Source organism: Burkholderia sp. AU33803 (genome assembly GCF_002223095.1).
Classification (GTDB): domain Bacteria; phylum Pseudomonadota; class Gammaproteobacteria; order Burkholderiales; family Burkholderiaceae; genus Burkholderia.
In genome coordinates this window covers 230,863-257,772 of record NZ_NKFJ01000002.1, presented here as the reverse complement: position 1 = coordinate 257,772, position 26,910 = coordinate 230,863, and the positions used below count along the sequence as shown (strand labels likewise).

Below are 26,910 nucleotides of genomic sequence, written 5' to 3'. Positions count from 1 at the left end.
GATTCAGGGCGCGGGCCCCCGTTTCATTCAGTGAGAGCGAAATGAGCACCAAAGTTTTTGTCGACGGCCAGGAAGGCACGACCGGCCTCAAGATCTTCGAATACCTGTCGGCACGCAGCGACATCGAGATCCTGCGCATCGATGAGGCGAAGCGCAAGGACGTCGAAGAGCGCCGCCGTCTGATCAACGCGTCGGACGTCACGTTCCTGTGCCTGCCGGACGTTGCATCGCGCGAATCGGCGTCGCTCGTCGAGAACCCGAACACGACGCTGATCGACGCGAGCACCGCGTTCCGCACCAGCGCCGACTGGGCGTACGGCCTGCCGGAACTGACCCGCGCGCAGCGCGAGAAGATTCGCACGTCGAAGCGCATCGCCGTGCCGGGCTGCCACGCGTCGGCCTTCGTGCTCGCGATGCGTCCGCTCGTCGATGCCGGCATCGTCGCACCGACGTTCGCCGCGCACAGCTACTCGATCACCGGCTACAGCGGCGGCGGCAAGTCGATGATCGCCGACTACGAAAACGCCACGCCGGGCGGCAAGCTCGCGAGCCCGCGCCCGTATGCGCTCGGCCTCACGCACAAGCACCTGCCGGAAATGGCCGCGCACACGGGCCTCGCGAACCCGCCGATCTTCACGCCGATCGTCGGGCCGTTCCTGAAGGGCCTCGCGGTGACGACCTACTTCACGCCCGAGCAGCTCGCGAAACGCACGACGCCGCAGGACGTGCAGCGCGTGTTCGCCGAGTACTACGCGGACGAAGCATTCGTGCGCGTCGCAGCGTTCGATGCGGACGCGAACCTCGACGGCGGCTTCTTCGACGTGCAGGCGAACAACGACACGAACCGGGTCGACCTGTTCGTGTTCGGCAACGCGGAGCGCTTCGTCACGGTCGCGCGCCTCGACAACCTCGGCAAGGGCGCATCGGGCGCCGCGATCCAGTGCATGAACCTGAGCATCGGCGCGGCCGAGGACGCAGGTCTCAAACGCTGATTCAGCATCGCATGCAATGCAAAGCCGGCCACTGGCCGGCTTTTTATTTACCCCTGTCAGGCAATATATAAAAAATTCCGGATCGCGCATTTACAAATATTTACAAGCTTTCCATTGCGCGATTACCCGTGAATTAACCCCGCCCTTTCTTTATCCAGTCAATCCCGAATAGGGATAAACCGGATACCGCCGCTTTAAACGCTGCCGTTATACGCAGGAAGGTGCTGCGCCGGCCCGTCCGGCGTCGCACATCCCCCACTTCAGCCGCTTTCGGCAGCCCGTCTCACGTTTTAATTCTTACCGAATGCCGTGTCGGACAAGGATTCAATACACGCTGCCCGTTTCAATCGCCTTTTTTAGACGGGTTCATCAATTGACAGCAAAAATCAAGGCGGCGACATTAGCTCGCACAATTAAACGATTGGAGACAGCGGCATGTCGCACACCTTATCGAAGGGGGTGGCAACGGCCTTTGCCATTGCCCCTTTCCTGGTTGCATGTGGTGGGGGGGACGGCGGCGCACCCGCGCCGATCAATGCGCCCCAATGTTCCGGATCCAGCTGCGGCACGCAAGGGCCGCCGCCGTCACAGCCCATCAACGGTGCGCTGTGCCCGGCCAACGCCGACATCGTGAAGAGCACGTACCTCGGCGGCGCCGGTAGCGGCGAGATCGTCAGCGTCAACATCGACGCGGTGGCGATGACCTACACGCTGAAGTGGCTCGAATCGCCGATTCCGCTCGCGACCGGCACGGTCACGCCGAGCCGCGCCGGCACGACGATCACCGGTGCAGTCATGCACCCGCCGACCGGCGTACTGCCGACCGCGGAACAGACGCGCTGCGCGTTCATCCTGACACCCGGCACGGGCAAGGCGCCGAGCGGCGCCACGTACTCGACGGCCGCCGACTTCAACCAGGCGAACCCGCCGATGCTGCTGGTCGGCATGGGCGTCGCAGGCGGCGGCATTCCGGGCGCGACGATCCAGTACGACGGGCTGACGATCGCCATCGGTCCGGTCGTGGTGGCAAAGGACGTCGGCAAGGTACCGAACCGTCACTTCGATTTCTACCCGTTCCTCGGCTTCGCGAACACGACGACCGACCTGACGAAACTGCCGGGCACGTACAACGCACTGCTCTATCACCTCGTGCCGTCGGGCAACTACGCGACGAAGGGTTCGAACTCGAGCGAGACGTTCGACGCGAACGGTGCGTGCACGTCGACCAGTTCGGGCGGCTGCCAGACGACGGGCAACCCGTGGACCGTGAACACCGCGAACGGTGGCTACTTCGACAGCACCAAGGCGCCGCAGACGCTGCCGCAAACGTCGCTGCCGATCGTCGGCACGACCGGCAAGTCGGCGACCGCGCACATGGTGATCGGCCAGCTCAACGGCGCGACGGTGCCGGTGATCGTGCGCACGGGCAACGTGAACCTCGGCACGCCGCCGCTGCACACCGACGCGCAGGTCGACGACGAATCGGGCATCGCGGTGCTCGGCGCGGCGACGGCGATCACGTCGGGCGCGATCGACGGCGGTTACGCGGGCGCAGATTCGAACTTCAAGTACACGGCCGCGCTGATCCGCGGCAGCAACGCGTCGTTCATCAACCCGTCCACGCAGGTCGAGGAAGACGGCTTCACGCTCGACTACGGCCAGACGACGCCGGGCCTGCTGAACGCGACGACGACGCCGCCGAGCGGCGCGACCTATCCGTCCGCGTCGGGCGTGGTGATCGCGACGGGCGGCCTGTACGCGGCGCTGATCCAGGGCACGGTGAACGGCGGCGTCACGTCGACCTCCGCAAATTCGACGACGTCGTCGACCCCGTACTTCGGCGTGGGCGCGCAGATCAGCAAGTAGCGAACGAGGGCGCGGCGGCGGGCTGACCGCCGTCGCGTGACGCTGGGAAGGCACGAAGGCGCTCGGCACGGCGCAAGCAGGACGAGCACGACCAACAGAAGCGGCCGACAGGGAGCTGGCCGCCGCACAAGACAAATCTGGAGGAGCAACATGAAGCGCAACCTCATTCTGGCGGCGGCCTTTGCCGCCCCCCTTCTTTCCGCTTGCGGCGGCAGCGGCAGCGGCGGCGACAACCCGCCCCCGCTCGTCGAAGACCGGCTTTGCCCCGCCACGCTCGACTACAACACCGTATTCACGGGCGGCGCAGGCAGCGGCGAGCTCGCGAAAGTCCAGCTCGACACGACCAAGATGACCTGGCAGGTCACCTACGTCGAATCGGCCGTCCCGCAAAAGACCGGCACCGTCACGCCGACCCGCGCGGGCACCGTCGACAGCGGCACGCTCACGCAGGAAACGCTGCTGCCGACCAACAAGCTGAACCAGTGCGCGTTCCGGCTGAACGGCGCGAGCCTCGATGCGTCGCGTCCGGCACGCATCTTCGTCGGCTTCGGCGTCGCGGGCGGCACGATCCCCGGCAAGGAAATCCAGTTCGACGGGGTGCTCGGCCAGGCCGCGGTGCCCGACACGAAATTCCCGTACTACCCGTTCATCGGCTTCTCGTCGATCGAAACCGACATCACGAAGGTCGCGGGCACGTACAGCCACGTCGGCTTCGGCGAAGTGCCGTCGCAGAAGTTCGCGCCGGCGTCGATCGACGCGAAGGTGACGATCAACGCGGACGGCACGTGGACCAAGTGCGACACGACCGGCCAGTTCGCCGGCGGCGCCTGCGCGCAGCAGGGCACGAACTTCGTGCAGTCGGCCGACGGCAGCGGCGCGTTCCAGTCGAACAACTACGCGAGCCAGCTGAAACCGACGCTGTCGGCGACGCCGCAGGGCAAGGGCTTCATGATCGTCGGCAAGCTGCGCAACCAGCTCGTGCCGATCCTCGTGCGCACGGGTGTCGCGAACCCGAACCCGACGCCCGACAGCAACGGCGTGCCGGGCCTCACCGCCGACGACGAATCGAGCATCTCGATCCTCGCGCCGCAGACGGCGATCGCGCTCGGCTCGCAGAACGGCGAGTACATCGGCGTCGACAGCCAGTTCGACTACCGGACCACCGCGCTGATCGACAAGCAGGCCACGCTGCTCGATCCGTTCAACGCGTCGCAGGCCTCGCTCGCGACCGCGCTCGATCTCGACTACACGCAGAAGGTGCCGGGCACGGTCACGACGATTCATACGGGCTCGGGCAGCACGTCGCCGACCGGCAAGTTCATCTTCACGGGTGGCGTGTTCGGTTTCCTCGACAACGCGGGATCGACGCCGTATTTCACGATCGGCGCATTCGTCCAGTAAGCGGAGGGAAGAGCCGTGATGAAGAAGACCCTTCTCTGCGCGGCGGCCAGTGCCGCCGCCGTGGCGCCGCTCGCGGCGCACGCGCAGAGCGCCGGCAGCAACGTCGTGACGCTGGGCTGGTTCCATATCATGCCGCAGCAGAGCAGCACGCCGATGACGACCAACGTCGCGCCGACGCCGATCAACACGCCGCTGCGGCTGCCGCCGTCGTTCACGTCGCCGGGCACCGGGCTGCACACGAGCGGCGCCGACACCGTGGGCCTGACGGTCAGCCACTTCCTGACCGACCATATCGCGGTCACGTCGGTGGCCGGCGTACCGCCGGTGTTCAAGGTGTCGGGCCAGGGCACGATCAAGCCGCCGGGCCCGGCCGGCGCGCTCGGCACGCAGAACATCGGGCTGGCGTCGGTCAATCCGATCGTGAAGAGCGTGCGGCAGTGGAGCCCGGCGGCGATCCTGCAGTACTACTTCGGCGCGGCGAACGCGAAGTTCCGGCCGTTCCTCGGCCTCGGCGTGTCGTACAACTGGTTCAGCGACCTGCAGCTCAACACGAACTTCATCAAGCAGACCCAGGACAACCTCGGCGCGGTTCTCGCGGCGGGCGCGGGCAAGCCGGGTACGACATCGGTGGAGGCGAAGGCGTCGTCGTCATGGCAGCCGGTGTTCAACGCGGGCCTGCAGTACAACATGACGGAGCATTTCGGGCTGATCGCGTCGGTCACGTACATCCCGCTGAAGACGACGTCGACGGTAACGATCAAGGCGGCCGACGGCACGGTGCTCTCGGAGTCGAAATCGGACCTGAAGGCCGATCCGATCATCAGCTACGTCGGGATGACATACAAGTTCTGAGCGCAGCGACCGACGACGAATGGAAGGCCGCGACAAAATCGCAGGCAAAAAAAAGCCCGCCTAAGAGGCGGGCTGAATCCATATCAGAGGAGACATGGAGGAGACAGGTGCAACTATAGCGAATCGGTTTCCGCAATGCAACATTTCCGTAGAGAAAATAAGGATTTTCCCTCGAATGTCGCCTCTAGACCGTCTTTACCGCATCTGACCCCGCCCTGTTTTCCCGGTCGAGCACTTCGCCCAGCGCATCGCGCAGCAGCGTGACGGGCCGCACCAGCCGGCCCGGCAGCGCGCCGTGCACGATCCACACGTTGATCCGCGTCTCCAGCCCCACCGTTTCCACCACCCTCAGCGCATCGCGATGCGCGCTGCGCGCCAGCGCGTTCGGCGCCGCGATGCCGATGCCCGCGCCGCGCGCGACGAGCGACAGCTGCAGCTCCGAGCCGAACGCCTCGACCGCGACGTCGAACGGCAGCCCGGCCGCGCCGAGCATGCGGCTCAGCGCCGAACGCATCCCGCAGCCGTCCTGGCTCAGCACCCACGGAAAACCCGACAGCGTGTCGATCGACAGCGGACCGTCCGGCAGCGGATAGTCGCGCGCGGCGACGAGCACCGTCGGCTGCGTGCCGATCAGCGTCGACGCGAACGTATCGGGCAGCGTCGAACTGGCCGGCACCATCACGGCCGCGACGTCGAGCGTGCCCCGCTCGACGCCTTGCATCAGCGCCGGCGACCAGCCGGCCGTCACCCGCAGCGTGAGGCGCGGAAACGCGTCACGCAGCCGGTCGATCGGCTGCTCGAGCGCCAGCTCGGACAGGAACGGCGGCACGCCGATGCGCAGCTCGCCCGACGGCTCGCTGTCCGGCGCGCCCGCCGCCATCAGCTCGTCCACCGCGGCCAGCACGTTGCGCGCGAGCGCATAGACGTCGCGCCCGGCGGCGGTCGGCTTCAGCGGCTTGCTTTGCCGCTCCAGCAGCGGCATGCCGAGCAGCGTTTCGAGGTTCTGCACGCGCCGTGTCAGGCCCGGCTGCGTCAGGTGGAGCTTCGCGGCCGCGGCGACCATCGACCCGCTGTCGACCACCGCGACGAATGCCTGGAGATCACGCGTATTCAAAACAAACTCGCATAATCATGTTAGAGATATTTCAATTGTCGCATAAACATCGGACACCTACGATGGGGACTCCTTCGACCCATTCGCCAGGCTTCCAATGAACTGCCCTGCCAACCCTTGCCACTCCGCCGCGCGCCCGCCCGTGAGCGCGCCGGCCGGCGCCGGCACGCCGCCCGCGCTGAGCGCCGGCATGACGCTGTTCTTCGCCGCGACGGTCGGCGTGATCGTGATGGACCTGTTCGCCTCGCAACCGCTGACGGGCCCGATCAGCGCCGACCTGCACCTGCCGCCCGGCCTGGCCGGCCTCGTCGCGATGCTGCCGCAGCTCGGCTACGCGGCCGGGCTCGTGCTGCTCGTCCCGCTCGTCGACCTGCTCGAGAACCGCCGCCTGATCGTCACGACGCTCGCCGCGTGCGCGGCTGCGCTCGCGCTGCCGGCGTTCACGCGGTCGGGCACCGTATTCCTGCTGGCGACGCTCGTGGCCGGCGCCGCGTCGAGCGTGATCCAGATGCTCGTGCCGATGGCCGCGTCGATGGCGCCCGAGGCGCAGCGCGGCCGCGCGGTCGGCAACGTGATGAGCGGGCTGATGCTCGGCATCCTGCTGTCACGGCCGCTCGCAAGCCTGATCGCGGGCTCGGCCGGCTGGCGCGGGTTCTACGTGCTGGCCGCGCTCGCGAATGCCGCGATCGCCGTGGTGCTCGCGCTGCGCCTGCCGGCGCGCACGCCGTCGATCTCGGCCGGCTACCGCACGCTGCTTGCGTCGATGGGGCGCCTGCTCGCCGACGAGCCGGTGCTGCGCCGGCATGCGCTGTCGGCCGCGCTCGCGATGGCCGCGTTCAGCGCATTCTGGACCGCGGTCGGGCTGCGGCTCGCGCAGCCGCCGTTCGGCCTCGACCTGCACGGTATTGCGCTGTTCGCGTTCGCCGGCGCGAGCGGCGCGATCGTCACGCCGCTCGCGGGCAGTGCCGGCGACCGTGGGCATGGACCTGCGGCGCAGCGGATCGCGCACGGCACGATGCTCGCGGCGCTCGTCGTGCTCGGGATCGCGGGCGCCGGCTGGTTCGGCTTCGACTCGCACGCGCATCGCGGCCTCGCGCTCGCGCTGCTGGCCGGCGGCGCGGCGCTGCTCGATGCGGGTGTCATCGTCGACCAGACGATCGGCCGCCGCGAGATCAACCTGCTGAACCCGGCCGCGCGCGGCCGCCTGAACGGCTTGTTCGTCGGGCTGTTCTTCATCGGCGGCGCGCTCGGCGCGGCGCTCGCAGGCACCGCGTGGGCCTGGGGCGGGTGGAGCGCGGTGTGCGGCGTGGGGTTTGCGTTCGCCGGCGCGGCCACCGTCTTCGGGATCGCGGCCGGACGTGGCCCCGACGCGGCGGCATGGACGCGCCCGCGTGCATGACCGAGCGCGTGACGGAGGCCCGAAAAGCAGAACGCCCCGCCCTCTTGCGAGGGACGAGGCGTTCGGTACGCCGGTGTCAGTGCGAAATCAGTGACGGACCAGCGCCATCATCGCGCCGAAGCCGACGAAGAGGCCGCCCGTCAGCCGGTTGAAGATCTTCGCCACGCTCTGGCTCTTCAGCGTCGCGCCGATGCGCGTGCCGAACGACGCGTAGACGAGATACCAGCTCACCTCGATCACCGCGAACGTGACGACGAGGACGCCGAACTGCGGCAGCGTCGGCTCGGCCGCGTTGATGAACTGCGGCAGCAGCGCGGCCGCGAACAGGATCGCCTTCGGGTTACTGCCCGCGACCAGGAAACCGTTGCGGAACAGCGTCCCGCGCGATGCAGGCGTGGCCTGGCGCGACACGGTGTCGACGTCGGCGGCGGGTTGCGCGTCGTCGACGCGTGCGCGCCACGCCTTCACGCCGAGGTAGATCAGGTAGGCCGCGCCCGCGAAGCGCAACGTGTTGAACATCGCCGGCCACGCTTCGAGCACCGCGCCGAGGCCCGCCGCCGACACCGACAGCATCAGCACCAGCGCGGTGAGACAGCCGGCCATCGTCCACGTCGAACGCCGCAGCCCGTGCCGCGCGCCGTGCGTCATCACCAGCAGCATGTTCGGGCCCGGAATCGCCGACACGACGAACACCGTCGCCACGAATAGCCACCACGTATGCAAGTTCATGCCCGCCTCTGCGTCGATGTAAGGAAAAACGAACCGTCGATTATGCCGGTGCGCCGGACTTCTGTCGCGCGACGGCTCAGCGGCCCGCGCGGCGCAGCGCGACTTCGCCGAGCACCGCGAAATCCTGCTCGCCGCCGCCGTGCGCCAGCGCGTCGAGCAGGTTGTCGCGCACGACGCTCGCCACCGGCAGCGGCACCGACACGGCGTCGCCGGCTTCCAGCGCCAGGCGAACGTCCTTCAGCCCGAGGCGCGCCTTGAAGCGCGCGGGCTCGTAGCGCCGCTCGGCAATCATCGAGCCGTAGCCTTCGTAGACGGGGCCCGGAAACACGCTGCCGGTGATCACGTCGAGGAAGTCGCGCATCGCGACGCCGTGCGCACCGAGCAAGGCAGAGGCTTCGCCGAGCGTCTCGATCGCCGACGCGAGCGTGAAGTTCGCGGCGATCTTCGCGACGTTCGCGTGCTGCGGCAACGACCCGAACCGCCAGGTCTTCTGGCCGATCGCGTCGAACAGCGGCTGCACGCGGTCGATCGCCTCGGCCGGCCCGCCCGCCATGATCGTCAGGCGCGCGGCGGCCGCGACGTCGGGCCGGCCCATCACCGGTGCGGCGACGTAATGGATGCCGCGCGATGCATGCGCGTGCGCGAGCGATTCGGCCAGCGCGACCGACACCGTCGCCATGTTGACGTGGATCAGGCCGCGCGGCGCCTGGGCGAGCAGCGCATCGTCGAAGATCGCGCGCGCCGCGGCGTCGTCGGCCAGCATCGAGAACACCGCGTCGCCGCGAAACGCGTCGGCCGGCGTGTCGACGATCTGCGCGCCGACGGCCGCGAGCGGCTCGGCGCGCTCGCGCGACCGGTTCCAGACCCGCACCGTGTGCCCGGCCTTCAGCAGGTTCGTCGCGATTGCCTGCCCCATTTCACCCAGCCCGATAAATCCGAGATCCATTACCCGCTCCTTCGCTCCGTGAAGCGGGGAGTTAAACACAGATGCGTGGCGTCTGCAGCGCATACGGCCGGCCAGGCACGGTGCCATACTGCCCGGATGGCGACCGCGACCTTCCGCTTCCACGACGAACTGAACGCATTTTTGCCGCGCGCCCAGCGCGACCGCGCGTTCGGGCATGCGTGTGCGCGCGACGCGACGGTGAAGCACGCGATCGAAGCGCTCGGCGTCCCGCATACCGAAATCGGCCGGCTGTGCGTGAACGATGCGCCGGCCGCGTTCGACCGGCCGCTCGACGACGGCGACCGGGTCGAAGCCTTTCCGGAGCGCGCACGGCCGGCTGCCGTGAACGGGGCCGCCGCGCCGCCACCAGCGCAATGGCGCTTCGTCGCCGACGCGCATCTCGGCGGCCTCGCGCAACTGCTGCGCCTCGCGGGCTTCGACACCTGCTACGACAACCACTACCGCGACGACGCGCTGGCGGCGCTCGCCGCGCGAGAGGGCCGGATCGTACTGACCCGCGACCGCGAGCTGCTCAAGCGGCGCGCGGTCGAGCGTGGCTGCTACCTGCACGCGCTGCAGCCGGCCGACCAGTTGCGCGAACTGTTCGAGCGGCTCGATCTCGCGCCGCACATGCGGCCATTCCGGCTGTGCCTGCGCTGCAATGCGCCGCTGCATCCGCTCGACGCGGCCGCTGCCGCGCCGCGCGTGCCGGCCGGCGTCCGGCTGCGGCACCGGCGCTTCGCCGCATGCGACGTGTGCCGGCGCGTGTTCTGGGAAGGTTCGCACTGGCGGCGCATGCTTACGGTGGTCGACGCGATGCGCGCGCCGCCGCCGTCGCGGCCGGACGGCGAACACGAGGCCTGAAAAAACAAAACCCCGCATGCGTGAACATGCGGGGTCTCGCGACTGGCGGCCGGCGGTGCGGCCGCGGCGTAACGCGCTTCTTAGTTCTGCGCGCCTGCGTCGTTCGTGCCGGCGGCCGATGCGGCTGCGGCCTTCGCCTGGCCCTTCTTCGAGCCGTGGTGCTTCAGCTGGTGCTTCGGCTTGCTGTGATCCTTCTTGGCCGGTGCAGCGGCCGACGTGTCGGCTGCCGGTGCCGACGCATCCTGTGCGAATGCCGAAACCGATGCGAGTGCGAATGCTGCGGCGATGATCGAAGCGAGCGTCTTCTTCATTGTTCTTCCTTTAGCGGAGAAAAAATCAAACGTACCGGTAAGTAATGATGCGAGGCATTCGCATCGGAGCCCCAGGCCGCGAGGCCGGCTTGCGCCGTGCCGTCGCGACAAAACCTGACGCACTGGTTCCATAACGCACCGTGTTCGCGGCAAGTTGACACGTTGCTTGCGCCCCTCGGGTTTCCCCGGGGGAGCACGCGTATCCCGGGTCGGCGCCCCGTCCGGCGGCCGCCGCGGCGGCGCTGCAAACCGGCTCGCGCACCGTCGGGGCGACGCTTATACTGGCGTCCATCCGTCCCTTTCCCAGGAAACCGGATCGCGGCCGGTCGCCAGACCGCCGCCGTCTCGAGGCGCTCAAATTGCCCGATCACAATCTGGACAAACTGAAGATCGACCGGCGTCCGCTCGCCCCGGCGCCCCGTCGCCGCCGGTGGCTCCGCTACGCGGCGGCCGCCGCGCTCGTCATCGGCGCGATCGCCGCCGGCCTCGCGCTCACCGGCCGGCCAGCCGTCGAAACCACCGCCGTCACGTCCGCCTACCCGTACCAGAACGACACGCAACTCAATGCGACCGGCTACGTCGTGCCGCAGCGCAAGGCCGCGGTCGCGTCGAAGGGCCAGGGGCGCGTCGAATGGCTCGGCGTGCTCGAAGGCACGCGCGTGAAGCAGGACGAGATCATCGCGCGGCTCGAAAGCAACGACGTGCGAGCATCGCTCGCGCAGGCGCGCGCGCAGGTGCAGGTGTCCCGCGCGAACCTCGGCGTCGCGCAGGCGGAACTGAAGGATGCGGAGATCGCGTTGCGCCGCACGTCCGCACTCGCGCCGCGCGGCGCCGTGCCGGCCGCGCAGCTCGACACCGACACGGCCCGCGTGAACAAGGCGCGCGCGACGCTCAACAGCGACCAGGCCGCGATCGCATCGGCCGAGGCCAACGCGCAGGCCGCGCAGGTCGCGGTCGACCAGACGGTGATCCGCGCGCCGTTCGACGGCATCGTGCTCGCGAAGCACGCGAACGTCGGCGACAACATCACGCCGTTCTCGTCCGCGTCGGACAGCAAGGGCGCGGTCGTGACGATCGCCGACATGGACACGCTCGAGGTCGAGGCCGACGTCGCCGAATCGAACATCGCGAAGATCCGCGCCGAGCAGCCGTGCGAGATCCAGCTCGACGCGCTGCCCGACATGCGCTTCGCGGGCCGCGTGTCGCGCATCGTACCGACCGTCGACCGCTCGAAGGCCACGGTGCTCGTGAAGGTGCGCTTCGTCGACCGCGACGACCGCGTGCTGCCCGACATGAGCGCGAAGATCGCGTTCCTGTCGAAGCCCGTGTCGGCGCAGGACCGGCAGCCCGTGACGGCCGTGCAGGCCAGCGCGGTCGTGGAGCGCGACGGCCGGCCGGTCGTGTTCGTCGTGAAGGACGATGCGGTGCGCGCCGTGCCCGTGACGCGCGGCATGCGGATTGGTGAGCTCGTCGCGCTCGCCGGCGTGAAGCCCGGCGACACCGTCGTGCTCGCACCGGGTGCGAAGCTGAAGGACGGCGCGAAAGTGACCGTCGCGAAGAAGTAGCGCACGCGTGAACGACGCCCCGCCGCCCCTCGTCGAGATCAGCCACGTCGCGAAGTCGTACCGGCGCGGCAACCAGATCGTGCCCGTGCTGACCGACATCACGCTCGATATCCGCGAAGGCGACTTCGTCGCGCTGATGGGGCCGTCCGGCTCCGGCAAGAGCACGCTGCTGAACCTGGTGGCCGGCATCGACCGGCCCGACAGCGGCGAGCTGCGCGTGGGCGGGCTCGACATCTCGCTGCTCGCGGAGGCGCAACTGGCCGAATGGCGCGCGGCGAACGTCGGCTTCATCTTCCAGTTCTACAACCTGATGCCGGTGCTCACCGCGTTCGAGAACGTCGAGCTGCCGCTGATGCTCACCCACCTGTCGCGCCGCGAGCGGCGCGAGCGCGTCGAGCTCGTGCTCGACATGGTGAACCTCGGCGACCGGACGAGCCATTACCCGTCCGAGCTGTCGGGCGGCCAGCAGCAGCGCGTCGCGATTGCGCGCGCGCTGATCACCGATCCGGTGCTGATCGTCGCCGACGAGCCGACCGGCGACCTCGACCGCGCATCGGCCACCGACGTGCTCGCGATGCTGCAGCGGATGAACGCCGAGCTCGGCAAGACGATCATCATGGTGACCCACGACGCGCACGCGGCCGGCGCCGCGCGCTCGCTCGTGCATCTGGAAAAAGGGGAGCTGATCGATGGGCACGCCGGCTGACCGGCTGCGGGAGCGCGCACGATGTACGTGCTGAAGCTGATCGCGCGCAATGCGCTGCGGCACCGGCTGCGCACGCTGCTGACCGTGCTCGGGCTCACCATCGCCGTGCTCGCGTTCGGGCTGCTGCACACCGTGGTCGACGCGTGGTACGCGGGCGCGGCTGCCGCGTCCAGCGGGCGGCTCGTCACGCGCAACGCGATCTCGCTCGTGTTTCCGCTGCCCGTGAGCGACGAGAACCGGATCCGCGGCGTCGAAGGCGTGACGGCCGTGGTCCGCTCGAACTGGTTCGGCGGCATCTACCGCGACCCGAAGAACTTCTTCGCGAGCTTCGCCGTATCGGACAACTACCTCGACCTGTACCCGGAATTCATCATCCCGGCGCAGCAGCGCGCCGACTACGATCGCGACCGCCGCGGCTGCCTCGTGGGCCGCCAGCTCGCGACGCAATTCGGCTTCAGGATCGGCGACGTGATCCCGCTGAAGGGCACGATCTACCCGGGCACATGGGATTTCGTCGTGCGCGGCATCCTGGACGGCCGTGACGACTCGACGATCACGCGGCAGCTGGTGTTCCACTGGGAATACCTGAACGAGACGGTGCGCCAGCGCACGCCGAAGCAGGCCGACCAGGTCGGCGTATTCGTGCTCGGCATCGCGAACCCCGACGACGGCGCGTCGATCGCGCGCCACGTCGACGCGGTGTTCAAGAACTCGCTCGCCGAGACGCTGACCGAAACCGAGCAGGCGTTCCAGCTCGGCTTCGTCGCGATGTCGAACCAGATCATCGCGGCGATCCGCCTCGTGTCGTACGTGGTGATCCTGATCATCATGGCCGTGATGGCCAACGCGATGGCGATGAGCGCGCGCGAACGCACGGCCGAATACGCGACGCTGAAGGCGCTCGGCTTCGGCCCCGGCTTCCTCGCGCTGATCGTGTTCGGCGAATCGGTCGTGATCGCGGTGGCCGGCGGCGGGCTCGGGATCCTCGCGACGCCGCCCGCCGCGAGCCTGTTCAAGCAGGCGGCCGGCGGCATCTTCCCGGTGTTCAAGGTGTCGACCGAGACGGTCGTGCTGCAGGCCGCGTGCTCGGTCGCGGTCGGCTTCGCGGCGGCGATCGTGCCGGCGTGGCAGGCGGCGCGCGTGCGCGTCGTCGAAGGCCTCAGGGCAATCGGTTAGGTCGGCACATGGCGATCCCGCTCAACTACATCGCGCGCAACCTGTGGACCCGGCGGCTCACCACCGCGCTGACCGCCGGCGGGATGGCGCTCGTGATCTTCGTGTTCGCGACCGTGCAGATGCTCGATGCGGGGCTCACGAAGACGCTCGTGTCGACCGGCGAACCCGACAACGCGGTGGTGATCCGCAAGGGCGCCGAAACCGAGATCCAGAGCTCGATCGACCACCAGCAGGCCAATGCGCTCGAGATGCATCCGGCCGTCGCACTCGGCCCCGACGGCCGGCCGCTCGTGTCGAAGGAAGCGGTCGTGCTGATCTCGCTGGTGAAGACCTCGACCGGCAAGCCATCGAACGTCGTGATCCGCGGCGTGTCGCCGACGGGCCTCGCGCTGCGTCCGCACGTGAAGCTCACCGCCGGTCGCATGTTCGCGCCCGGCTCGTCGGACATCATCGTCGGCAGCGCGATCGCGAAAGGGTTCAGCGGCACGCAGCTCGGCGACAGCCTGCATTTCGCGCAGCGCGACTGGACCATCGTCGGCATCTTCGACGCGGGCGGCAGCGGCTTCGATTCGGAGATCTGGGGCGACGTCGACCAGCTGATGCAGTCGTTCCGGCGCACCAGCTATTCGTCGATGGTGCTGCGCATCCCGAGCGCCGACGGCTTCGCGCGCTTCAAGGCCGACATCGACGTCGACCCGCGCCTCACCGACGAGGCCAAACGCGAACAGACCTTCTACGGCGACCAGTCGAAGGCGCTGTCGACGTTCATCAATATCCTCGGCATCACGCTGTCGACGATCTTCTCGATCGCCGCGATGATCGGCGCGATGATCACGATGTATGCGTCGGTCGCGAACCGCGTCGCCGAGATCGGCACGCTGCGCGCGCTCGGCTTCAAGCGCACGAACGTGCTCGCCGCGTTCCTGCTGGAAGCGCTGCTGCTCGGCTTCGTCGGCGGTGTGGCGGGGCTCGCGTGCGCGTCGCTGATGCAGTTCGCGTCGTTCTCGACGACCAACTTCCAGACCTTCGCGGACCTGTCGTTCCGCTTCGTGCTGACGCCCGCGATCGTCGTGAAGACGCTGCTGTTCTCGCTGGTGATGGGGCTCGTCGGCGGGTTCCTGCCGGCGATGCGCGCCGCGCGGCTGAAGATCGTCGACGCGCTGCGCGCGCAGTGACGCGCGCCGCCGCTCACGTTCAACGTTCGCGCGGCACCCACGCGCCGTGGAACCCGGCCGGCACGCGGCGCGGCAGGTGCACGGTGGCAACCGGCCCCGCGTCGATCGCACGCGCATCGAGGATCACGACGTCGCTCGTATCGGTCGCCGCGCGGTAGACCATCACCAGCAGCCAGCCGTCGTCCTCGTCCGCGCCGCCCGGGCGCGGCACGAACACCGGCTCGCTGTTCTGGTCGCCGGGCGGCACCGCATAGCGCGTCGTCGTACCGCTCGCGTGATCGAAACGCATCACGCCGCGCATTTCCACCGGGTTCGGCTGCTCCACCGCATACAGGTAGCGGTAGCGGCGCCCCGTCCGGCTTTCGTTGATGCGCGGCATCTCGATGCCGCCGTCGGCGAGCGGCCCTTCGTCGATCAGCCCGTTCGCCGTATCGATCACGTAGCGCCACAGCTCGCCGACCGGGTTGTCGGCGAAGCGGCCCGTGCCCGCGTCGAGCCGCAGGTACGACGGATAGCGCACCGCATCGAGCACGATGCACGACGCGTCGCAGTCGTATGCGTTCACGACGTGCAGGATGAAGCACGGCTCGACGTCGAACCACCGCACCGCGCCGCCGTGGCGCGGAATCACGCCGATGCGCGCGGGCCGGTCGTCGTGCCAGCGCAGCGGCATCCGGTGGCCCTGCTTCAGCAGCGAGAAGTCGTAGCCGACGTTCAGGTCGAGCAGCAGGCTGCGGGTTTCGGTGATCGCGAGGTCGTGCATCATCGACGGCGCGTTCAGCGCGATCTCGACATCGACGCGCTGCACGCCCTGCGCATCGGCCACGCCATAGCGCAGCCATGGCGCGCGCCAGTCCGCGCGGAACGCGATCAGCTCGCCGGTCACCGGATCGACCTTCGGATGCGCGGTCATCCCGCCGCCGAGGCCCGCGTGCCGCACCGGCGCGCCGAGCGACTCGAGCGAGGCCGTGATCGCGAACGGTGCGCCGCCCTCCGACAGCGCGAGCAATTCGCCGGCATGCTGCAGCACGTTCACGTTCGGATTGGTGTCGGGCAGTTGCGATGCTTCTTCAGGCGCATGCACGGCGGCCCAGCGCTGCGTGCGCGCCCAGCGGTTCCTGTAGCCGGTCGCGCGGCCGCCTTCGAACGCGATCGCGTGCAGCATCGCGGCTTCCGGCCACCACGACAGCACGCCGTTCCCGTCGAAGCGGCCGCCCGGCGGATTCGGGCCGTTGCGCAGCAACGTGCCGGCGAGTTCGTGCGGGATCGCGCCCGTCACTCGCAGGTCGACGAGATCGACCTCGTCGGCAACCGGCGCGAGCGCGCCACGGTTCAGATCGAATGCGGTCATGGCGTCCGATGCTCCTGTCAGCAGTCTTCGGTGGACGGCGGCAGCTCGCCGCGCGCCAGTGCGAGCGCGTGGTCGCGCACGTCGTCCGGCCAGCCGGCGATCAGCTCGGCGACGCGTGTCAGGTCGTTCGCATACAGCGCGCGCGCGGCTTCCTCGAAACCGGGCAGGTCGCCGGCCATCGCCGACATGAAGTGGTACGCGCGCGCCTGCGCGTCGCGTCGCCGGTCGGTTTCCGCATGGGTGCGCCGGGCGTCCTCGACGAGCTTGCGCAATGCGACCGACGCGCCGCCGGGCTGCGTGGCCAGCCATTCCCAGTGACGCGGCAGCAGCGTGACCTCGCGCGACACGACGCCGAGCTTCGGCCGGCCGCGGCCGCGCTGTTCGCCCATTCCGGCCGGCTCGCCGACACCGGCCGATGCATCGCCCTGCGCCGGCGCATAGCGCGCGCGGATCTCGTCCGCCGTGCCGCGCAGGTCGAGGTCGATCGAACGGCCGGTCGCGTCGTCGAAGATCAGGATCGTGGTGGACATCGCATCGCCGGCAACCTGCCGGACCGCGAGCGCAACCGTCGCGAGCGGGCCCGACGCGAGCCGCCGGTGGCCGTCGAACGCCGTGTAGGAAGGAAGCAGTGGGGAAGTAGTCATCGTGGTCGCCCGCAGGCTGGAATCGGAATGACGCTATTTTTATCCGGGTATAAATTGGATGTCAATATCATCCGGGTAAAAATATGTCGACAACATCCGCACCGCACTCCGGTCGATCGATTCAATTGCTGAATCGATCGAGTCAGCAATTGGCATGAAGGCGCAAGTTTCGACATGACAGAATGGCCCGGACGCCCTGCCCGCACCGGCGTCCGGTGCCCGGCCTCCGCCGGCGGCATCCATACACAACATGCGCGCACCGACGCGCCTGCCGCACGACGGCACCTTCCGCCCTTCGGAGGAGACAGTCATGAATCCGCTTCAAGCGCTGCCGGCGTCCGCGTCGGCAACGGCCCGGCGCACGCGGGTGCGCTGGCTGGTGCTGGCCGTCCTGTTCGCGGTCACGACGATCAACTACGCGGATCGCGCGGCGATCGCGATCGCGGGCCCGAGCCTCGCCCGCGCGCTGCACCTGAGCCACGTGCAGATGGGCTTCATCTTTTCCGCGTTCGGCTGGTCGTACGTGATCGCGCAATTGCCGGGCGGCTGGCTGCTCGACCGTTACGGATCGCGCATCGTCTATGCGTTCAGCATCTTCTTCTGGTCGCTGTTCACGCTGCTGCAGGGCGGGATCGGCTTCTTCGGCGGCGCAGCCGCGTTCGCGCTGCTGTTCGGGCTGCGCTTTCTCGTCGGCGCGGCCGAGGCGCCGTCGTTCCCGGCCAACAGCCGGATCGTGTCCGCGTGGTTCCCTGCGCCCGAGCGCGGCACCGCGTCGGCGATCTTCAACGCCGCGCAGTACGCGGCGACCGTCGTGTTCGCGCCGCTGATGGGCTGGCTCGTGCACGCGTTCGGCTGGCAGTCGGTATTCGCGGTGATGGGCGTGCTCGGCTTCGCGTTCGTCCTGGTGTGGAACCGCACGATGTATGACCCGAAGGACCACCCGACCATCAACCGCGCGGAACTCGACTACCTCGCCGAGGGCGGCGCGCTCGTCAACATCGACCAGGCGAGCGGCGGCCGCGACGGCGGCCCGTCGATGCGCCACGTGAAGGCGCTACTGAAGAGCCGGATGCTGATCGGCGTGTACGTCGCGCAGTACTGCATCAACGCGCTCACCTATTTCTTCATCACCTGGTTTCCCGTCTATCTCGTGCAGGCGCGCGGGATGTCGATCCTCAACGCGGGGCTCGTCGCGTCGATCCCGGCCGTGTGCGGGTTCCTCGGCGGGATTCTCGGCGGCGTCGTGTCCGACGGGCTGCTCAAGCAGGGCCGCTCGCTGTCGGTCGCGCGCAAGGTGCCGATCGTGGTCGGCATGCTGCTGTCGATGTCGATGATCGTCTGCAACTACACCGATTCGCACGTGCTCGTCGTGCTGTTCATGGCGCTGTCGTTCTTCGGCAAGGGGCTCGGCGCGCTCGGCTGGGCCGTCAACGCCGACACCGCGCCGCGCCAGATCGCGGGCCTGAGCGGCGCGCTGCTCAACACGTGCGGCAACCTCTCCAGCATCACGACGCCGATCGCGATCGGCTACATCGTCGACCGCAGCGGCTCGTTCAACGGCGCGCTCGTCTACGTGGTCGCGCACGCGCTCGTCGCCGTGATCTGCTACCTGTTCGTCGTCGGCGAGATCCGCCGCGTCGAGCTTCAATGAACGGCGCGGGCCGCACCGGCGCAGCCGGCGGCCCGTGCATCACCGGAACCAGGAGCGAACCGATGTCCGAATCCCGTCGTGCCGGCACGCCGCACGTCACGCGCATGCAGGTGATTCCCGTCGCCGGCCGCGACAGCATGCTGCTCAACCTGTGCGGCGCGCACGCGCCGTACTTCACGCGCAACCTCGTGATCCTCGACGACAGCAGCGGACACACGGGCGTCGGCGAAGTGCCGGGCGGCGAAGGCATCCGCCACGCGCTCGAGCGCATGACGGATCTCGTGGTCGGCCAGTCGATCGGACGCTACCAGGCAACGCTCAACGCGGTGCGCGCGGCGCTGTCCGGCGCGGGCCCGGGTGCGGGCCGCACGATCCGGCACGAGGTGACGTCGGCCGGCGAAGCCGCGGTGCTGCGCCAGCCGCACGAGATCAACCTGCGGCTCGACAACGTGATCACCGCGATCGAGGCCGCGCTGCTCGACCTGCTCGGCCAGCATCTCGACGTGCCGGTCGCGGCGCTGCTTGGTGAAGGCCAGCAGCGCGACGCGGTGCCGATGCTCGCTTATCTGTTCTACCTCGGCGACCGGCGCCGCACCGATCTGCCGTACCGCGACGAGACGCACGCGTCGGATGCATGGTTCCGGCTGCGCAACGAGGAAGCGCTCACGCCGGCCGCGATCGCGCGGCAGGCCGAGGCCGCGGTCGAGCGCTACGGCTTCGCCGATTTCAAGCTGAAGGGCGGCGTGATGGCCGGCGCCGACGAGATGGAAGCGATCGCCGCGATCAAGGCGCGCTTCCCCGATGCCCGCGCGACGCTCGACCCGAACGGCGCGTGGTCGCTCGACGAGGCCGTCGCGCTGTGCCGCGGGCAAGGCCACCTGCTTGCGTATGCGGAAGATCCGTGCGGGCCGGAAGGCGGCTATTCGGGCCGCGAGGTGATGGCCGAATTCCGCCGCGCGACGGGCATTCCGACCGCGACCAACATGATCGCGACCGACTGGCGGCAGATGGATCATGCGGTGCGGCTGCAGGCAGTCGACATCCCGCTCGCCGACCCGCATTTCTGGACGATGCAGGGCTCGGTGCGGCTTGCGCAGCTGTGCCGCGACTGGGGGCTCACGTGGGGCTCGCATTCGAACAACCACTTCGACGTGTCGCTCGCGATGTTCACGCATGCGGCGGCCGCCGCGCCCGGCACGATCACCGCGATCGACACGCACTGGATCTGGCAGGAAGGCGACGCGCGGCTCACGCGCGAGCCGTTGAAGATCGTCGGCGGCCAGGTGGCCGTGCCGGAGCGGCCGGGGCTCGGAATCGAGCTCGACATGGCGCAGGTCGAGGCCGCGCATGCGCTTTATCGGCAGGTTGGCGGCACGGCGCGCGACGACGCGATCGCGATGCGCTATCTCGTGCCGGGGTGGACGTACGATCCGAAGCGGCCGAGTGTCGGGCGGGGGTGAGGGGACTAGCGAGCGACGGCGGGTGGTTGCCAAACGCGGCAAACGCCCGCATCCTGCCGGCTGCCTGAATCGGCCTGCACGGCGAACGGTTCGGCGGCCCGTCCACCCGAATAAGAACCGACCGTCATGACGTCTTCCAATCCGACACCGCGACAGCTCATCGTCTACATCCTGTATTCGGTGCTGGGCCTGCCCGCGAGCATGACCGCCGCTGGCTATGTCGCGCCGCTTATCACGCGGAACGTGTCGAACTTCGAAGGCGGCGCCGGCTACGCAACGTTGTGGTGGCTCATCCTGCTGATCTGCGCGTTCTACGCGCTGTCGTTCGTCATTTTCGCGCTGCTGCGGAAGAGAACGGTGATTCTCGCAGTCGTCACGATGGCGCTCGCCGCGTTGGCGGTGCCGACGTTCAGGCTCGCGCACGAACTGCTGACCTGACTGACCGGCCACCGGTCGACCCACCCCGCCACGTCGAGTGCGGCGCCTGGGTCCGGCGTGCCATCGCGGACCCGCAAAAACAAAAAGGGCTCGACCTTGTGATCGAGCCCTTCAAATCCCGTTGGTGGAGCGGAGGAGGATCGAACTCCCGACCTTCGCATTGCGAACGCGACGCTCTCCCAGCTGAGCTACCGCCCCAACAGTCAACCATCATACACACGCATTTCTGCGCTTGGCAATAGGGGTTGAATCGCCCCTCAAACCTTACTTTGACGGCGCGCCAGCCAGCACCCATTCGACCACCGAACGCACGTCGGCGTCGCTCATGCGCGGGTGCGCGGGCATCGGAATGGCGCCCCAGACGCCCGAGCCGCCCTCCTTCACCTTCTTCGACAGCTTGGCCACGGCCTGCGGATCGGCCTTGTAGCGGGCGGCGATATCCTTGAACGACGGGCCGACGAGCTTGCGGTCCACCGCGTGGCAGCCCATGCACGCGTTGCCGCGCGCGACCTTCAGGCCGTCACCGACATCCGCGTGCGCGACGCCCAGCGTACCCGCCACGAGCGCCGCGGCCGCGGCGCCCTGCACCATCCACTGTTTCATCTGCTTCATCTGCCTGTTCTTCATTGCGACGGGGCCTTCGGGTTGCCCGGATGCACGTTCGACGAATTCGAGATCGGTGCGGGCGGCTGCAGCGGCGTGGACTGCACCGACGCGTCGGGCACGGCGCCCACCGTCGCGGTATCCGCCGGCGCGGCGGCAGCCTGCGCGCCGGATGCGCCGCTCGCGGGCGCTGCGTTCTGCAGCGCCTGCGCGTCCTGCGGCTTCACGTACTGGAACACCTTCACGACCTTCTCGACGCCCGGCACCTGGCTGGCGGCTTCCGCGCCGCGATTGCCCTCGTCGACCGTCACGAGCCCCATCAGGTAAAGGTTGCCGCGTTCGCTGACGACCTTGTAGTAGTTCGACGAGATGCCCTTCGTCGCGATCAGCTCGGACTTCACGCGCCCTTCGAGGTACGAGTCGTTCGCGCGCGACGACAGCGACGACGCCGGCTCGACCGACAGCTCGTTGACGATGCCGTTCACGTTGTTGATGCCGCGCACGATTTCCTCGGCGCGCTGCTTCGATGCATCGTTCGGCACTTCGCCCGTCAGCAGCACGCGGCGGTTGAACACCGTCACGTTCACGTGCGACTGGTCGGGCAGCCCGTTGTTGATCTGCGTGAGCGACTTGACCTGGATCTCGCGATCTTCCGTCTGCGCGCCGAGCGTACGGCGATCGGTCGCGATCAGCGCGCCGCCGCCGGCCGCTGCGCCCACGACCCCGAGCACACAACCTTGCAGCGACACGGCGAGGCCCGCCGTCAGCGCAGCGAGCAGCGTGGTTCTGACGAGCGTCTGTTTGACGCGGCTTTGATTCATCGACGGCTCTCCTTCGTTCAATCCTCACCCAGCAGCATCGCGTCGATGCCGTCGCACAGGCAGTGGATGGTCAGCAGATGGACTTCGTGGATGCGCGCCGCGCGAACGGCGGGCACGCTGATCGGAACATCGGTATCGGACAACGCGGCGGCGACCGCATGGCCGTCGCCGCCCGTCAGCGCGACGACGGTCATCTCGCGCTCGTGCGCTTCGTCGATCGCCGCCAGCACGCGCGGCGACGCGCCGGCCGGATCGAGCACCAGCAGGATGTCGCCGGTCTGGCCGAGCACGCGCACCTGCTGCGCGAACAGCTGATCGGCGGACACCGCGCCCGCGAGGCCGCCCTGCGACGCGTCGGTGGCCAGCGCGATCGCGGGCAGGCCCGGGCGCTCGCGCTCGAAGCCGCCGACGAGGGACACGGCGAGGTAGTGCGCGGCGGCGGCCGACGGGCCGTCACCGCACGCGACGATCTTGTTGCCGTTCGCCAGCGCGGCGAACATCGCATCGACCGCGGCTGCGATCGGCAGCGACAGCGCGTCGGCCGCTTCGGCGTGAAGCGCGGCGCTGTCGCGGAAATGTTGCTGAATACGTTCGACTGACATCGATTCCTGGTGAACTGGGCGCGTGGCACGCATCGCGCGACATCGTGGGTGCGGCGAGTTTACCGTACTCCGGCACCCTCTCCGGGGGTCCGGCAAGAACTCTTTACATCTCGTCACAGCTCGCCGCTACGCATCGTCGGCACGAAATGCGTCGCGCAGCCACGCGAGCCGGCCGGCCTCGAATGCGACGACGTCGAAGCGGCACGCGGCGCCGGCGCCGTGCCGCGCCCAGAACTGGAGCGCGGCCGCCACCAGGCGACGCCGCTTGCGCCAGCCGACGCTCGCGGCCGCGCCGCCATGCCGGACGCTGCGCCGCGCGCGCACCTCGACGAACACGAGCATGCCGTCGGGCTCGCGCATCACGAGATCGAGTTCACCGCCGCGCATCGTCACGTTCGCCGCGACGAACCCGAGGCCGCGGCGTTCGAGAAACTGCCGCGCACGCAGCTCGAACGCCGCGCCGACCGGTTTGGATCGTGCCGCATCCGAAAAGTTGTCGCCGGCGCGTGCCAAACCGCGCCCGTCGCCCGGCCGGGCCGGCGCCGCGTGGCACAATGCCGTCCTTGTTCCGCTTGCGCCGCGATTGCGCGCATTGCCTGCCATGACTGCCCTCCTCGAACTCGCGCACACGCAGCACTACCCGGACGCCGCGCTCTACGTGGTCGCCACGCCGATCGGCAACACCGCCGACATCACGCTGCGCGCGCTGCACGTACTCGGCCTCGCCGACCGCATCGCGGCTGAAGACACCCGCAACACGGGCCAGCTGCTCGCCCGCTACGGGATCTCGAAACCGCTCGTCGCCGTGCACGAGCACAACGAACGCGAAGCCGCGCAACGCGTGATCGAACTGCTGCGCGGCGGCGAACGCGTGGCCTACGTATCGGACGCCGGCACGCCCGGCATCTCGGACCCCGGCGCGCGGCTCGTCGACGCGGTGCGCGCCGCCGGCTTCGCGGTGATCCCGCTGCCGGGCGCGAGCGCGGCCGTGACCGCGCTGAGCGTGGCCGGCGACTGGGCCGGCGCGTTCACGTTCGCGGGCTTCCTGCCGCCGAAGACGAAGCAGCGCGCGACCGCGCTGCAGGCGCTGGTATCGCACCCGTATGCACTGGTGTTCTACGAAGCCCCGCACCGGATCGCCGAAACCGTCGCCGCACTCGCCGACGCATTCGGCCCCGCGCGCAGGCTGCTGATCGCGCGCGAGCTCACCAAGCTACACGAGCAGTTGTTCCAGGGCACCCTGGCCGAAGGACAGACCTGGCTCGCCGGCGATGCGAACCGGCAGCGCGGTGAGTTCGTGCTGGTGGTCGAAGGCGCACCGGCGACGAGCGGCGAAGCCGACGACACCGCGCACGACGCGCTGCTCAAGCTGCTGCTGGAAGAGGTGCCGGTGAAGAGCGCGGCCAAGCTCGCGGCCGCGCTGACGGGCGCGTCGCGCAGCACGCTGTATGCGCGTGCGCTGGTGCTGAAGGACGAAAGCTGACGCGCGAGACGGCCGGCCGGCACCGGGAAGCCGGCGCCGGCATCGCGCCGCGCAGGAAAGACAAAGGGCTGCTCGCGGGCAGCCCTTTTGCATGAGCGGTCGAGCCGCTGCGTTACTTCGCCGAGACCGACGCGAACATTTCGTCGCGAGCCTCGCGCGCTTCCTGCGGCGACAGCCCTTCGATCTTCACGCGGCCCGTGCCCGCATGCACGAGGCCGATCATCTTGGCAGCCGCATACGACAGGTCGAGCACGCGGCCGCGCTTGAACGGCCCGCGGTCGTTGACCTTCACGACGACCCACTTGCCGGTCGACGCGTTCGTCACCCTGATGTACGACGACAGCGGCAGCGTGCGGTGTGCGGCGGTGAGTGCGTTCATGTTGAAGCGCTCGCCGTTCGCGGTGCGGCGGCCGTGGAAATCCCGACCGTACCACGATGCGCGGCCCGTCTGGCGGAACTCGGACACATCCTTGCCGTCGATCGGCTCGGCGTCCGCCAGCGACGACTTCTTCGCGTCCTTGCTGTCGGCAGCGGGCATCGATGCCAGTGCGGAATCAAAACTGAGTTGCTGCTTGTCGTCGTCCGCCTTAGCGGCAGCGGCCGTCTTGTCGACCGCTTTCTTCTGGTTCGCGCTGCTGGTGGTCTGGCTGGGTGGCACCGCGCAGCCCGTCAGCGCGAAAAACAATGCAATGGTCCCGAATCGACTCGGAAAACGTAAATTCATCGACGTGTCGCCTTCTGGTTCGGGCCGCTGCTTCATCACGCCGATTCACGGCGCAGATATGCGGCCCGGACGGCAAATGCGTGCACGCCCCGCTCGGATGCGAGCAGGCGGCTAGCATGGGCGCGGCTTTCGTCTAGGCCGCAACCGTCCTGATTAGCTTTCACGTCTGGCACAACCTGTCCCCAACAGCCTGACCAGACCCCACATGCCGCCATCGAACATGGCTTCACGTTCGCGCGCGTCGAAACGACCGACTCACAGGAACGGCGGCACAGGCCCCATCCGGCGGCGCGGCAGCAGGGCCGCAGGCGGGCGCGCAGCACCCGGCCGGACAAGACGTGAGCACCGAATATTCGGTGCTGGATACACCGCCGGACTCCCCGGCGGCTGATGCTTGACGGTGCCTCCGACGCCCCTTTTTTAACGGGGCCGAAACACCAGCGAATTGCGTGAAATTCACGTGCAATGGGGCGCATTATACATAAACCAAAAGGTTGTCTCGGAAAGCGCCCGTCGGGGACCATTGATTCTCGCTATGGCGGTAACAATCGACATGCTCCGGGAATGCCCGGAGGCGCGCACCGAGACACGCGTCGCACGACCGGCAGGCAGCACGCGCGACCGGTACAATCGCTCCTTTTAGCCGCCGGTGCCTCCATGAAAGTCACGCTCATTCCGGTCACGCCGTTCCAGCAGAACTGCTCGCTGCTCGTCTGCGAAAAAACGGGCCGCGCCGCCGTCGTCGATCCGGGCGGCGATCTCGACCGGATCGAACAGGAAGTCGCGCGGCAGAACGTGCAGGTCGAGAAGGTGCTGCTCACGCACGGGCACATCGATCACTGCGCGGGCGCGAAGACGCTCGCGACGCATTACGGCGTGCCGATCGAGGGGCCGCAGGAAGAAGAGCGCTTCTGGATCGAGAAGCTGCCGATGCAGAGCGAGCGCTTCGGCTTTCCGGCCGCCGAAACCTTCGAGCCGGATCACTGGCTGAACGACGGCGACACCGTGCAGTTCGGCGACGAGACGCTCGAGGTCTATCACTGCCCGGGCCACACGCCCGGCCACGTGGTGTTCTTCAGCCGCGCGCATCGCGTCGCGATCGTCGGCGACGTGCTGTTCGCGGGCTCGATCGGCCGTACCGATTTCCCGCGCGGCAACCACGAGGATCTCGTCCGGTCGATCAAGGAGAAGCTGTGGCCGCTCGGCGACGACGTGACGTTCGTGCCGGGCCACGGCCCGGTGTCGACGTTCGGCGACGAGCGCCGCACCAACCCGTTCGTGTCCGACAAGGTATTCGGATGAACCAGACCGCCATCCCGGAAATCTACGTCAGCACCGACGTCGAGGCCGACGGCCCGATTCCCGGCCCGCACTCGATGCTGAGCTTCGCGTCGGCCGCCTATACCGAGGACAAGCAGCTGATCGCGACGTTCTCGGCCAATCTCGAAACGCTGCCGGGCGCGCAGGCGCACCCGGTGCAGGAAGCGTGGTGGAAGACCGAGCCCGAAGCATGGGCCGCGTGCCGGAAGGATCTGCAGGCGCCCGAAGCGGCGCTGCTCGCGTACGTCGACTGGGTCGAGGCGCTACCCGGCAAGCCGGTGTTCGTCGCGATGCCGGCGGGCTTCGATTTCACGTTCATGTTCTGGTACATGATGCGCTTCGCGGGCCGCTGCCCGTTCTCGTGGTCGGCGCTCGACATCAAGACGCTCGCGTTCGCGATGACGGGCCTGCCGTACCGCAAGGCGATCAAGCCGCGCTTTCCGAAGCACTGGTTCGACGACCATCCGCACACGCACGTCGCGCTCGACGACGCGATCGAGCAAGGCGCGCTGTTCTGCAACATGCTGGCCGACCTGCGCCGCCAGCAGGCCGCGCTCGCGGGCCTCGCGGTGTCGGACACCGATCGGTCGGAAAACGCGGGGGCGGGACAAAATCCTACGGATCCGCGAGCAAATTAGCGAATCTCGCTCAACAACGCGACGCCAGATTGCCTTTCCTTTCCCGGCCCTCTAACATTCAGCGTGTTGTAGCTGCCGC

At 68.5% G+C, this 26,910-nt stretch carries 27 protein-coding genes and 1 tRNA gene; 16 read left to right on the top strand and 12 right to left on the bottom strand.

The window, feature by feature from the left end; all coding sequences use genetic code 11:
• Positions 1–41: 41 nt before the first annotated feature.
• From argC to CFB41_RS01240, 4 genes are all read left to right on the top strand, one after another.
• A complete protein-coding gene (gene argC, locus CFB41_RS01255) occupies positions 42–992 on the top strand; it encodes an N-acetyl-gamma-glutamyl-phosphate reductase (RefSeq protein WP_089455424.1) in 951 nt (316 codons plus the stop codon).
• A 435-nt stretch (positions 993–1,427) separates the two neighbouring features.
• Positions 1,428–2,858: a DUF2957 domain-containing protein gene (locus CFB41_RS01250; RefSeq protein WP_089455423.1), complete on the top strand. Its 1,431-nt coding sequence runs from the start codon at positions 1,428–1,430 to the stop codon at positions 2,856–2,858.
• Positions 2,859–3,008: 150 nt separating this feature from the next.
• On the top strand, positions 3,009–4,259 hold the full coding sequence (locus CFB41_RS01245) for a DUF2957 domain-containing protein (protein WP_089455422.1): 1,251 nt from the start codon (positions 3,009–3,011) through the stop codon (positions 4,257–4,259).
• An 18-nt stretch (positions 4,260–4,277) separates the two neighbouring features.
• The gene (locus CFB41_RS01240) at positions 4,278–5,111 is read left to right on the top strand and encodes an OmpW family protein (protein ID WP_089439010.1); all 834 of its coding nucleotides are present in this window, start codon (positions 4,278–4,280) and stop codon (positions 5,109–5,111) included.
• A 184-nt stretch (positions 5,112–5,295) separates the two neighbouring features.
• Here the strand turns inward: CFB41_RS01240 and CFB41_RS01235 are convergent, their stop codons facing one another.
• Positions 5,296–6,225, bottom strand: coding sequence for a LysR family transcriptional regulator (locus CFB41_RS01235; RefSeq protein WP_089455421.1), 930 nt, complete (start codon positions 6,223–6,225; stop codon positions 5,296–5,298).
• A 97-nt stretch (positions 6,226–6,322) separates the two neighbouring features.
• Here CFB41_RS01235 and CFB41_RS01230 point away from each other — a divergent pair, with 97 nt between their 5' ends.
• Positions 6,323–7,624 (top strand): MFS transporter, encoded by a 1,302-nt coding sequence (locus CFB41_RS01230; RefSeq protein WP_089455420.1) that lies wholly within the window; start codon positions 6,323–6,325, stop codon positions 7,622–7,624.
• Positions 7,625–7,711: 87 nt separating this feature from the next.
• Here CFB41_RS01230 and CFB41_RS01225 read toward each other — a convergent pair whose 3' ends face one another.
• The gene (locus tag CFB41_RS01225) at positions 7,712–8,353 is read right to left on the bottom strand and encodes a LysE family translocator (RefSeq protein WP_089439007.1); all 642 of its coding nucleotides are present in this window, start codon (positions 8,351–8,353) and stop codon (positions 7,712–7,714) included.
• A 76-nt stretch (positions 8,354–8,429) separates the two neighbouring features.
• Positions 8,430–9,362 (bottom strand): NAD(P)-dependent oxidoreductase, encoded by a 933-nt coding sequence (locus CFB41_RS01220; protein ID WP_256940829.1) that lies wholly within the window; start codon positions 9,360–9,362, stop codon positions 8,430–8,432.
• 33 nt (positions 9,363–9,395) lie between these two features.
• Here CFB41_RS01220 and CFB41_RS01215 point away from each other — a divergent pair, with 33 nt between their 5' ends.
• Entirely contained in the window at positions 9,396–10,163 is a 768-nt protein-coding gene (locus CFB41_RS01215; RefSeq protein WP_089455419.1) for a Mut7-C RNAse domain-containing protein, read from the top strand.
• An 80-nt stretch (positions 10,164–10,243) separates the two neighbouring features.
• Here the strand turns inward: CFB41_RS01215 and CFB41_RS01210 are convergent, their stop codons facing one another.
• Complete coding sequence (locus tag CFB41_RS01210) at positions 10,244–10,474, bottom strand: hypothetical protein (RefSeq protein ID WP_039366831.1); 231 nt, start codon at positions 10,472–10,474, stop codon at positions 10,244–10,246.
• A gap of 359 nt (positions 10,475–10,833) precedes the next feature.
• Here CFB41_RS01210 and CFB41_RS01205 point away from each other — a divergent pair, with 359 nt between their 5' ends.
• From CFB41_RS01205 to CFB41_RS01190, 4 genes are read left to right on the top strand one after another with little or no spacing between them, the layout of a single operon-like run.
• Positions 10,834–12,039, top strand: coding sequence for an efflux RND transporter periplasmic adaptor subunit (locus CFB41_RS01205; protein ID WP_089455418.1), 1,206 nt, complete (start codon positions 10,834–10,836; stop codon positions 12,037–12,039).
• Positions 12,040–12,046: 7 nt separating this feature from the next.
• Positions 12,047–12,745, top strand: coding sequence for an ABC transporter ATP-binding protein (locus tag CFB41_RS01200; RefSeq protein WP_089455417.1), 699 nt, complete (start codon positions 12,047–12,049; stop codon positions 12,743–12,745).
• 21 nt (positions 12,746–12,766) lie between these two features.
• On the top strand, positions 12,767–13,921 hold the full coding sequence (locus tag CFB41_RS01195; protein WP_089455416.1) for an ABC transporter permease: 1,155 nt from the start codon (positions 12,767–12,769) through the stop codon (positions 13,919–13,921).
• An 8-nt stretch (positions 13,922–13,929) separates the two neighbouring features.
• Positions 13,930–15,096, top strand: a complete 1,167-nt coding sequence (locus tag CFB41_RS01190) for an ABC transporter permease (protein WP_089455415.1) — start codon at positions 13,930–13,932, stop codon at positions 15,094–15,096.
• 19 nt (positions 15,097–15,115) lie between these two features.
• On the opposite strand, the gene CFB41_RS01185 is transcribed toward CFB41_RS01190, so the two are convergent.
• Together CFB41_RS01185 and CFB41_RS01180 are read right to left on the bottom strand one after the other, a co-directional pair.
• Entirely contained in the window at positions 15,116–16,447 is a 1,332-nt protein-coding gene (locus CFB41_RS01185; protein ID WP_089455414.1) for a carotenoid oxygenase family protein, read from the bottom strand.
• Between the two features lie 17 nt (positions 16,448–16,464).
• Positions 16,465–17,091, bottom strand: a complete 627-nt coding sequence (locus tag CFB41_RS01180) for a DUF2239 family protein (protein WP_089455413.1) — start codon at positions 17,089–17,091, stop codon at positions 16,465–16,467.
• A gap of 310 nt (positions 17,092–17,401) precedes the next feature.
• Here CFB41_RS01180 and CFB41_RS01175 point away from each other — a divergent pair, with 310 nt between their 5' ends.
• The 3 genes from CFB41_RS01175 (at position 17,402) to CFB41_RS01165 (ending at position 20,640) form a co-directional block, all read left to right on the top strand.
• A complete protein-coding gene (locus CFB41_RS01175) occupies positions 17,402–18,742 on the top strand; it encodes an MFS transporter (RefSeq protein WP_089455412.1) in 1,341 nt (446 codons plus the stop codon).
• 62 nt (positions 18,743–18,804) lie between these two features.
• Positions 18,805–20,202, top strand: a complete 1,398-nt coding sequence (locus tag CFB41_RS01170) for an enolase C-terminal domain-like protein (RefSeq protein ID WP_089455444.1) — start codon at positions 18,805–18,807, stop codon at positions 20,200–20,202.
• 126 nt (positions 20,203–20,328) lie between these two features.
• Positions 20,329–20,640, top strand: coding sequence for a hypothetical protein (locus CFB41_RS01165; protein WP_089455411.1), 312 nt, complete (start codon positions 20,329–20,331; stop codon positions 20,638–20,640).
• 122 nt (positions 20,641–20,762) lie between these two features.
• Here CFB41_RS01165 and CFB41_RS01160 read toward each other — a convergent pair.
• The 5 genes from CFB41_RS01160 to CFB41_RS01140 all read right to left on the bottom strand — a co-directional run bounded on the left by CFB41_RS01160 (position 20,763) and on the right by CFB41_RS01140 (position 23,221).
• Positions 20,763–20,838: transfer RNA gene (locus tag CFB41_RS01160), tRNA-Ala, on the bottom strand.
• A gap of 66 nt (positions 20,839–20,904) precedes the next feature.
• Positions 20,905–21,252: a c-type cytochrome gene (locus tag CFB41_RS01155; RefSeq protein ID WP_373558607.1), complete on the bottom strand. Its 348-nt coding sequence runs from the start codon at positions 21,250–21,252 to the stop codon at positions 20,905–20,907.
• A gap of 11 nt (positions 21,253–21,263) precedes the next feature.
• Positions 21,264–22,064: a BON domain-containing protein gene (locus CFB41_RS01150; protein ID WP_089438996.1), complete on the bottom strand. Its 801-nt coding sequence runs from the start codon at positions 22,062–22,064 to the stop codon at positions 21,264–21,266.
• 17 nt (positions 22,065–22,081) lie between these two features.
• Positions 22,082–22,666 carry an SIS domain-containing protein gene (locus CFB41_RS01145; protein ID WP_089455409.1) on the bottom strand — a complete coding sequence of 195 codons (585 nt, stop codon included), beginning with the start codon at positions 22,664–22,666 and terminating at the stop codon, positions 22,082–22,084.
• 126 nt (positions 22,667–22,792) lie between these two features.
• Positions 22,793–23,221: a YraN family protein gene (locus tag CFB41_RS01140; protein ID WP_179249941.1), complete on the bottom strand. Its 429-nt coding sequence runs from the start codon at positions 23,219–23,221 to the stop codon at positions 22,793–22,795.
• Between the two features lie 46 nt (positions 23,222–23,267).
• Here CFB41_RS01140 and rsmI point away from each other — a divergent pair, with 46 nt between their 5' ends.
• Positions 23,268–24,149 carry a 16S rRNA (cytidine(1402)-2'-O)-methyltransferase gene (gene rsmI, locus CFB41_RS01135; protein WP_089455407.1) on the top strand — a complete coding sequence of 294 codons (882 nt, stop codon included), beginning with the start codon at positions 23,268–23,270 and terminating at the stop codon, positions 24,147–24,149.
• A gap of 112 nt (positions 24,150–24,261) precedes the next feature.
• On the opposite strand, the gene CFB41_RS01130 is transcribed toward rsmI, so the two are convergent.
• Entirely contained in the window at positions 24,262–24,873 is a 612-nt protein-coding gene (locus CFB41_RS01130) for a septal ring lytic transglycosylase RlpA family protein (protein WP_089455443.1), read from the bottom strand.
• Between the two features lie 657 nt (positions 24,874–25,530).
• On the opposite strand from CFB41_RS01130, the gene CFB41_RS01125 reads away from it, so the two are divergent.
• Together CFB41_RS01125 and CFB41_RS01120 are read left to right on the top strand one after the other, a co-directional pair.
• A complete protein-coding gene (locus CFB41_RS01125) occupies positions 25,531–26,175 on the top strand; it encodes an MBL fold metallo-hydrolase (protein ID WP_043185095.1) in 645 nt (214 codons plus the stop codon).
• The gene (locus CFB41_RS01120; protein WP_039346779.1) at positions 26,172–26,831 is read left to right on the top strand and encodes an exonuclease; all 660 of its coding nucleotides are present in this window, start codon (positions 26,172–26,174) and stop codon (positions 26,829–26,831) included. The genes CFB41_RS01125 and CFB41_RS01120 overlap by 4 nt, the downstream gene beginning before the upstream one ends.
• The last annotated feature ends 79 nt before the right edge of the window (positions 26,832–26,910 follow it).

What these genes read in the sequence shown, in the direction of transcription:
- CFB41_RS01210 (WP_039366831.1), bottom strand. Translation starts at nt 10,474, where the DNA reads ATGAAGAAGACGCTCGCTTCGATCATCGCCGCAGCATTCGCACTCGCA.
- CFB41_RS01250 (WP_089455423.1), top strand. Translation starts at nt 1,428, where the DNA reads ATGTCGCACACCTTATCGAAGGGGGTGGCAACGGCCTTTGCCATTGCC.
- CFB41_RS01190 (WP_089455415.1), top strand. Translation starts at nt 13,930, where the DNA reads ATGGCGATCCCGCTCAACTACATCGCGCGCAACCTGTGGACCCGGCGG.
- CFB41_RS01230 (WP_089455420.1), top strand. Translation starts at nt 6,323, where the DNA reads ATGAACTGCCCTGCCAACCCTTGCCACTCCGCCGCGCGCCCGCCCGTG.
- CFB41_RS01175 (WP_089455412.1), top strand. Translation starts at nt 17,402, where the DNA reads ATGAATCCGCTTCAAGCGCTGCCGGCGTCCGCGTCGGCAACGGCCCGG.
- CFB41_RS01125 (WP_043185095.1), top strand. Translation starts at nt 25,531, where the DNA reads ATGAAAGTCACGCTCATTCCGGTCACGCCGTTCCAGCAGAACTGCTCG.
- CFB41_RS01165 (WP_089455411.1), top strand. Translation starts at nt 20,329, where the DNA reads ATGACGTCTTCCAATCCGACACCGCGACAGCTCATCGTCTACATCCTG.
- CFB41_RS01240 (WP_089439010.1), top strand. Translation starts at nt 4,278, where the DNA reads ATGAAGAAGACCCTTCTCTGCGCGGCGGCCAGTGCCGCCGCCGTGGCG.
- CFB41_RS01215 (WP_089455419.1), top strand. Translation starts at nt 9,396, where the DNA reads ATGGCGACCGCGACCTTCCGCTTCCACGACGAACTGAACGCATTTTTG.
- CFB41_RS01170 (WP_089455444.1), top strand. Translation starts at nt 18,805, where the DNA reads ATGTCCGAATCCCGTCGTGCCGGCACGCCGCACGTCACGCGCATGCAG.
- CFB41_RS01150 (WP_089438996.1), bottom strand. Translation starts at nt 22,064, where the DNA reads ATGAATCAAAGCCGCGTCAAACAGACGCTCGTCAGAACCACGCTGCTC.
- CFB41_RS01155 (WP_373558607.1), bottom strand. Translation starts at nt 21,252, where the DNA reads ATGAAGCAGATGAAACAGTGGATGGTGCAGGGCGCCGCGGCCGCGGCG.
- CFB41_RS01225 (WP_089439007.1), bottom strand. Translation starts at nt 8,353, where the DNA reads ATGAACTTGCATACGTGGTGGCTATTCGTGGCGACGGTGTTCGTCGTG.
- CFB41_RS01145 (WP_089455409.1), bottom strand. Translation starts at nt 22,666, where the DNA reads ATGTCAGTCGAACGTATTCAGCAACATTTCCGCGACAGCGCCGCGCTT.
- CFB41_RS01195 (WP_089455416.1), top strand. Translation starts at nt 12,767, where the DNA reads ATGTACGTGCTGAAGCTGATCGCGCGCAATGCGCTGCGGCACCGGCTG.
- CFB41_RS01185 (WP_089455414.1), bottom strand. Translation starts at nt 16,447, where the DNA reads ATGACCGCATTCGATCTGAACCGTGGCGCGCTCGCGCCGGTTGCCGAC.
- argC (WP_089455424.1), top strand. Translation starts at nt 42, where the DNA reads ATGAGCACCAAAGTTTTTGTCGACGGCCAGGAAGGCACGACCGGCCTC.
- CFB41_RS01180 (WP_089455413.1), bottom strand. Translation starts at nt 17,091, where the DNA reads ATGACTACTTCCCCACTGCTTCCTTCCTACACGGCGTTCGACGGCCAC.
- CFB41_RS01220 (WP_256940829.1), bottom strand. Translation starts at nt 9,362, where the DNA reads ATGCGCTGCAGACGCCACGCATCTGTGTTTAACTCCCCGCTTCACGGA.
- CFB41_RS01245 (WP_089455422.1), top strand. Translation starts at nt 3,009, where the DNA reads ATGAAGCGCAACCTCATTCTGGCGGCGGCCTTTGCCGCCCCCCTTCTT.
- CFB41_RS01130 (WP_089455443.1), bottom strand. Translation starts at nt 24,873, where the DNA reads ATGAATTTACGTTTTCCGAGTCGATTCGGGACCATTGCATTGTTTTTC.
- CFB41_RS01120 (WP_039346779.1), top strand. Translation starts at nt 26,172, where the DNA reads ATGAACCAGACCGCCATCCCGGAAATCTACGTCAGCACCGACGTCGAG.
- rsmI (WP_089455407.1), top strand. Translation starts at nt 23,268, where the DNA reads ATGACTGCCCTCCTCGAACTCGCGCACACGCAGCACTACCCGGACGCC.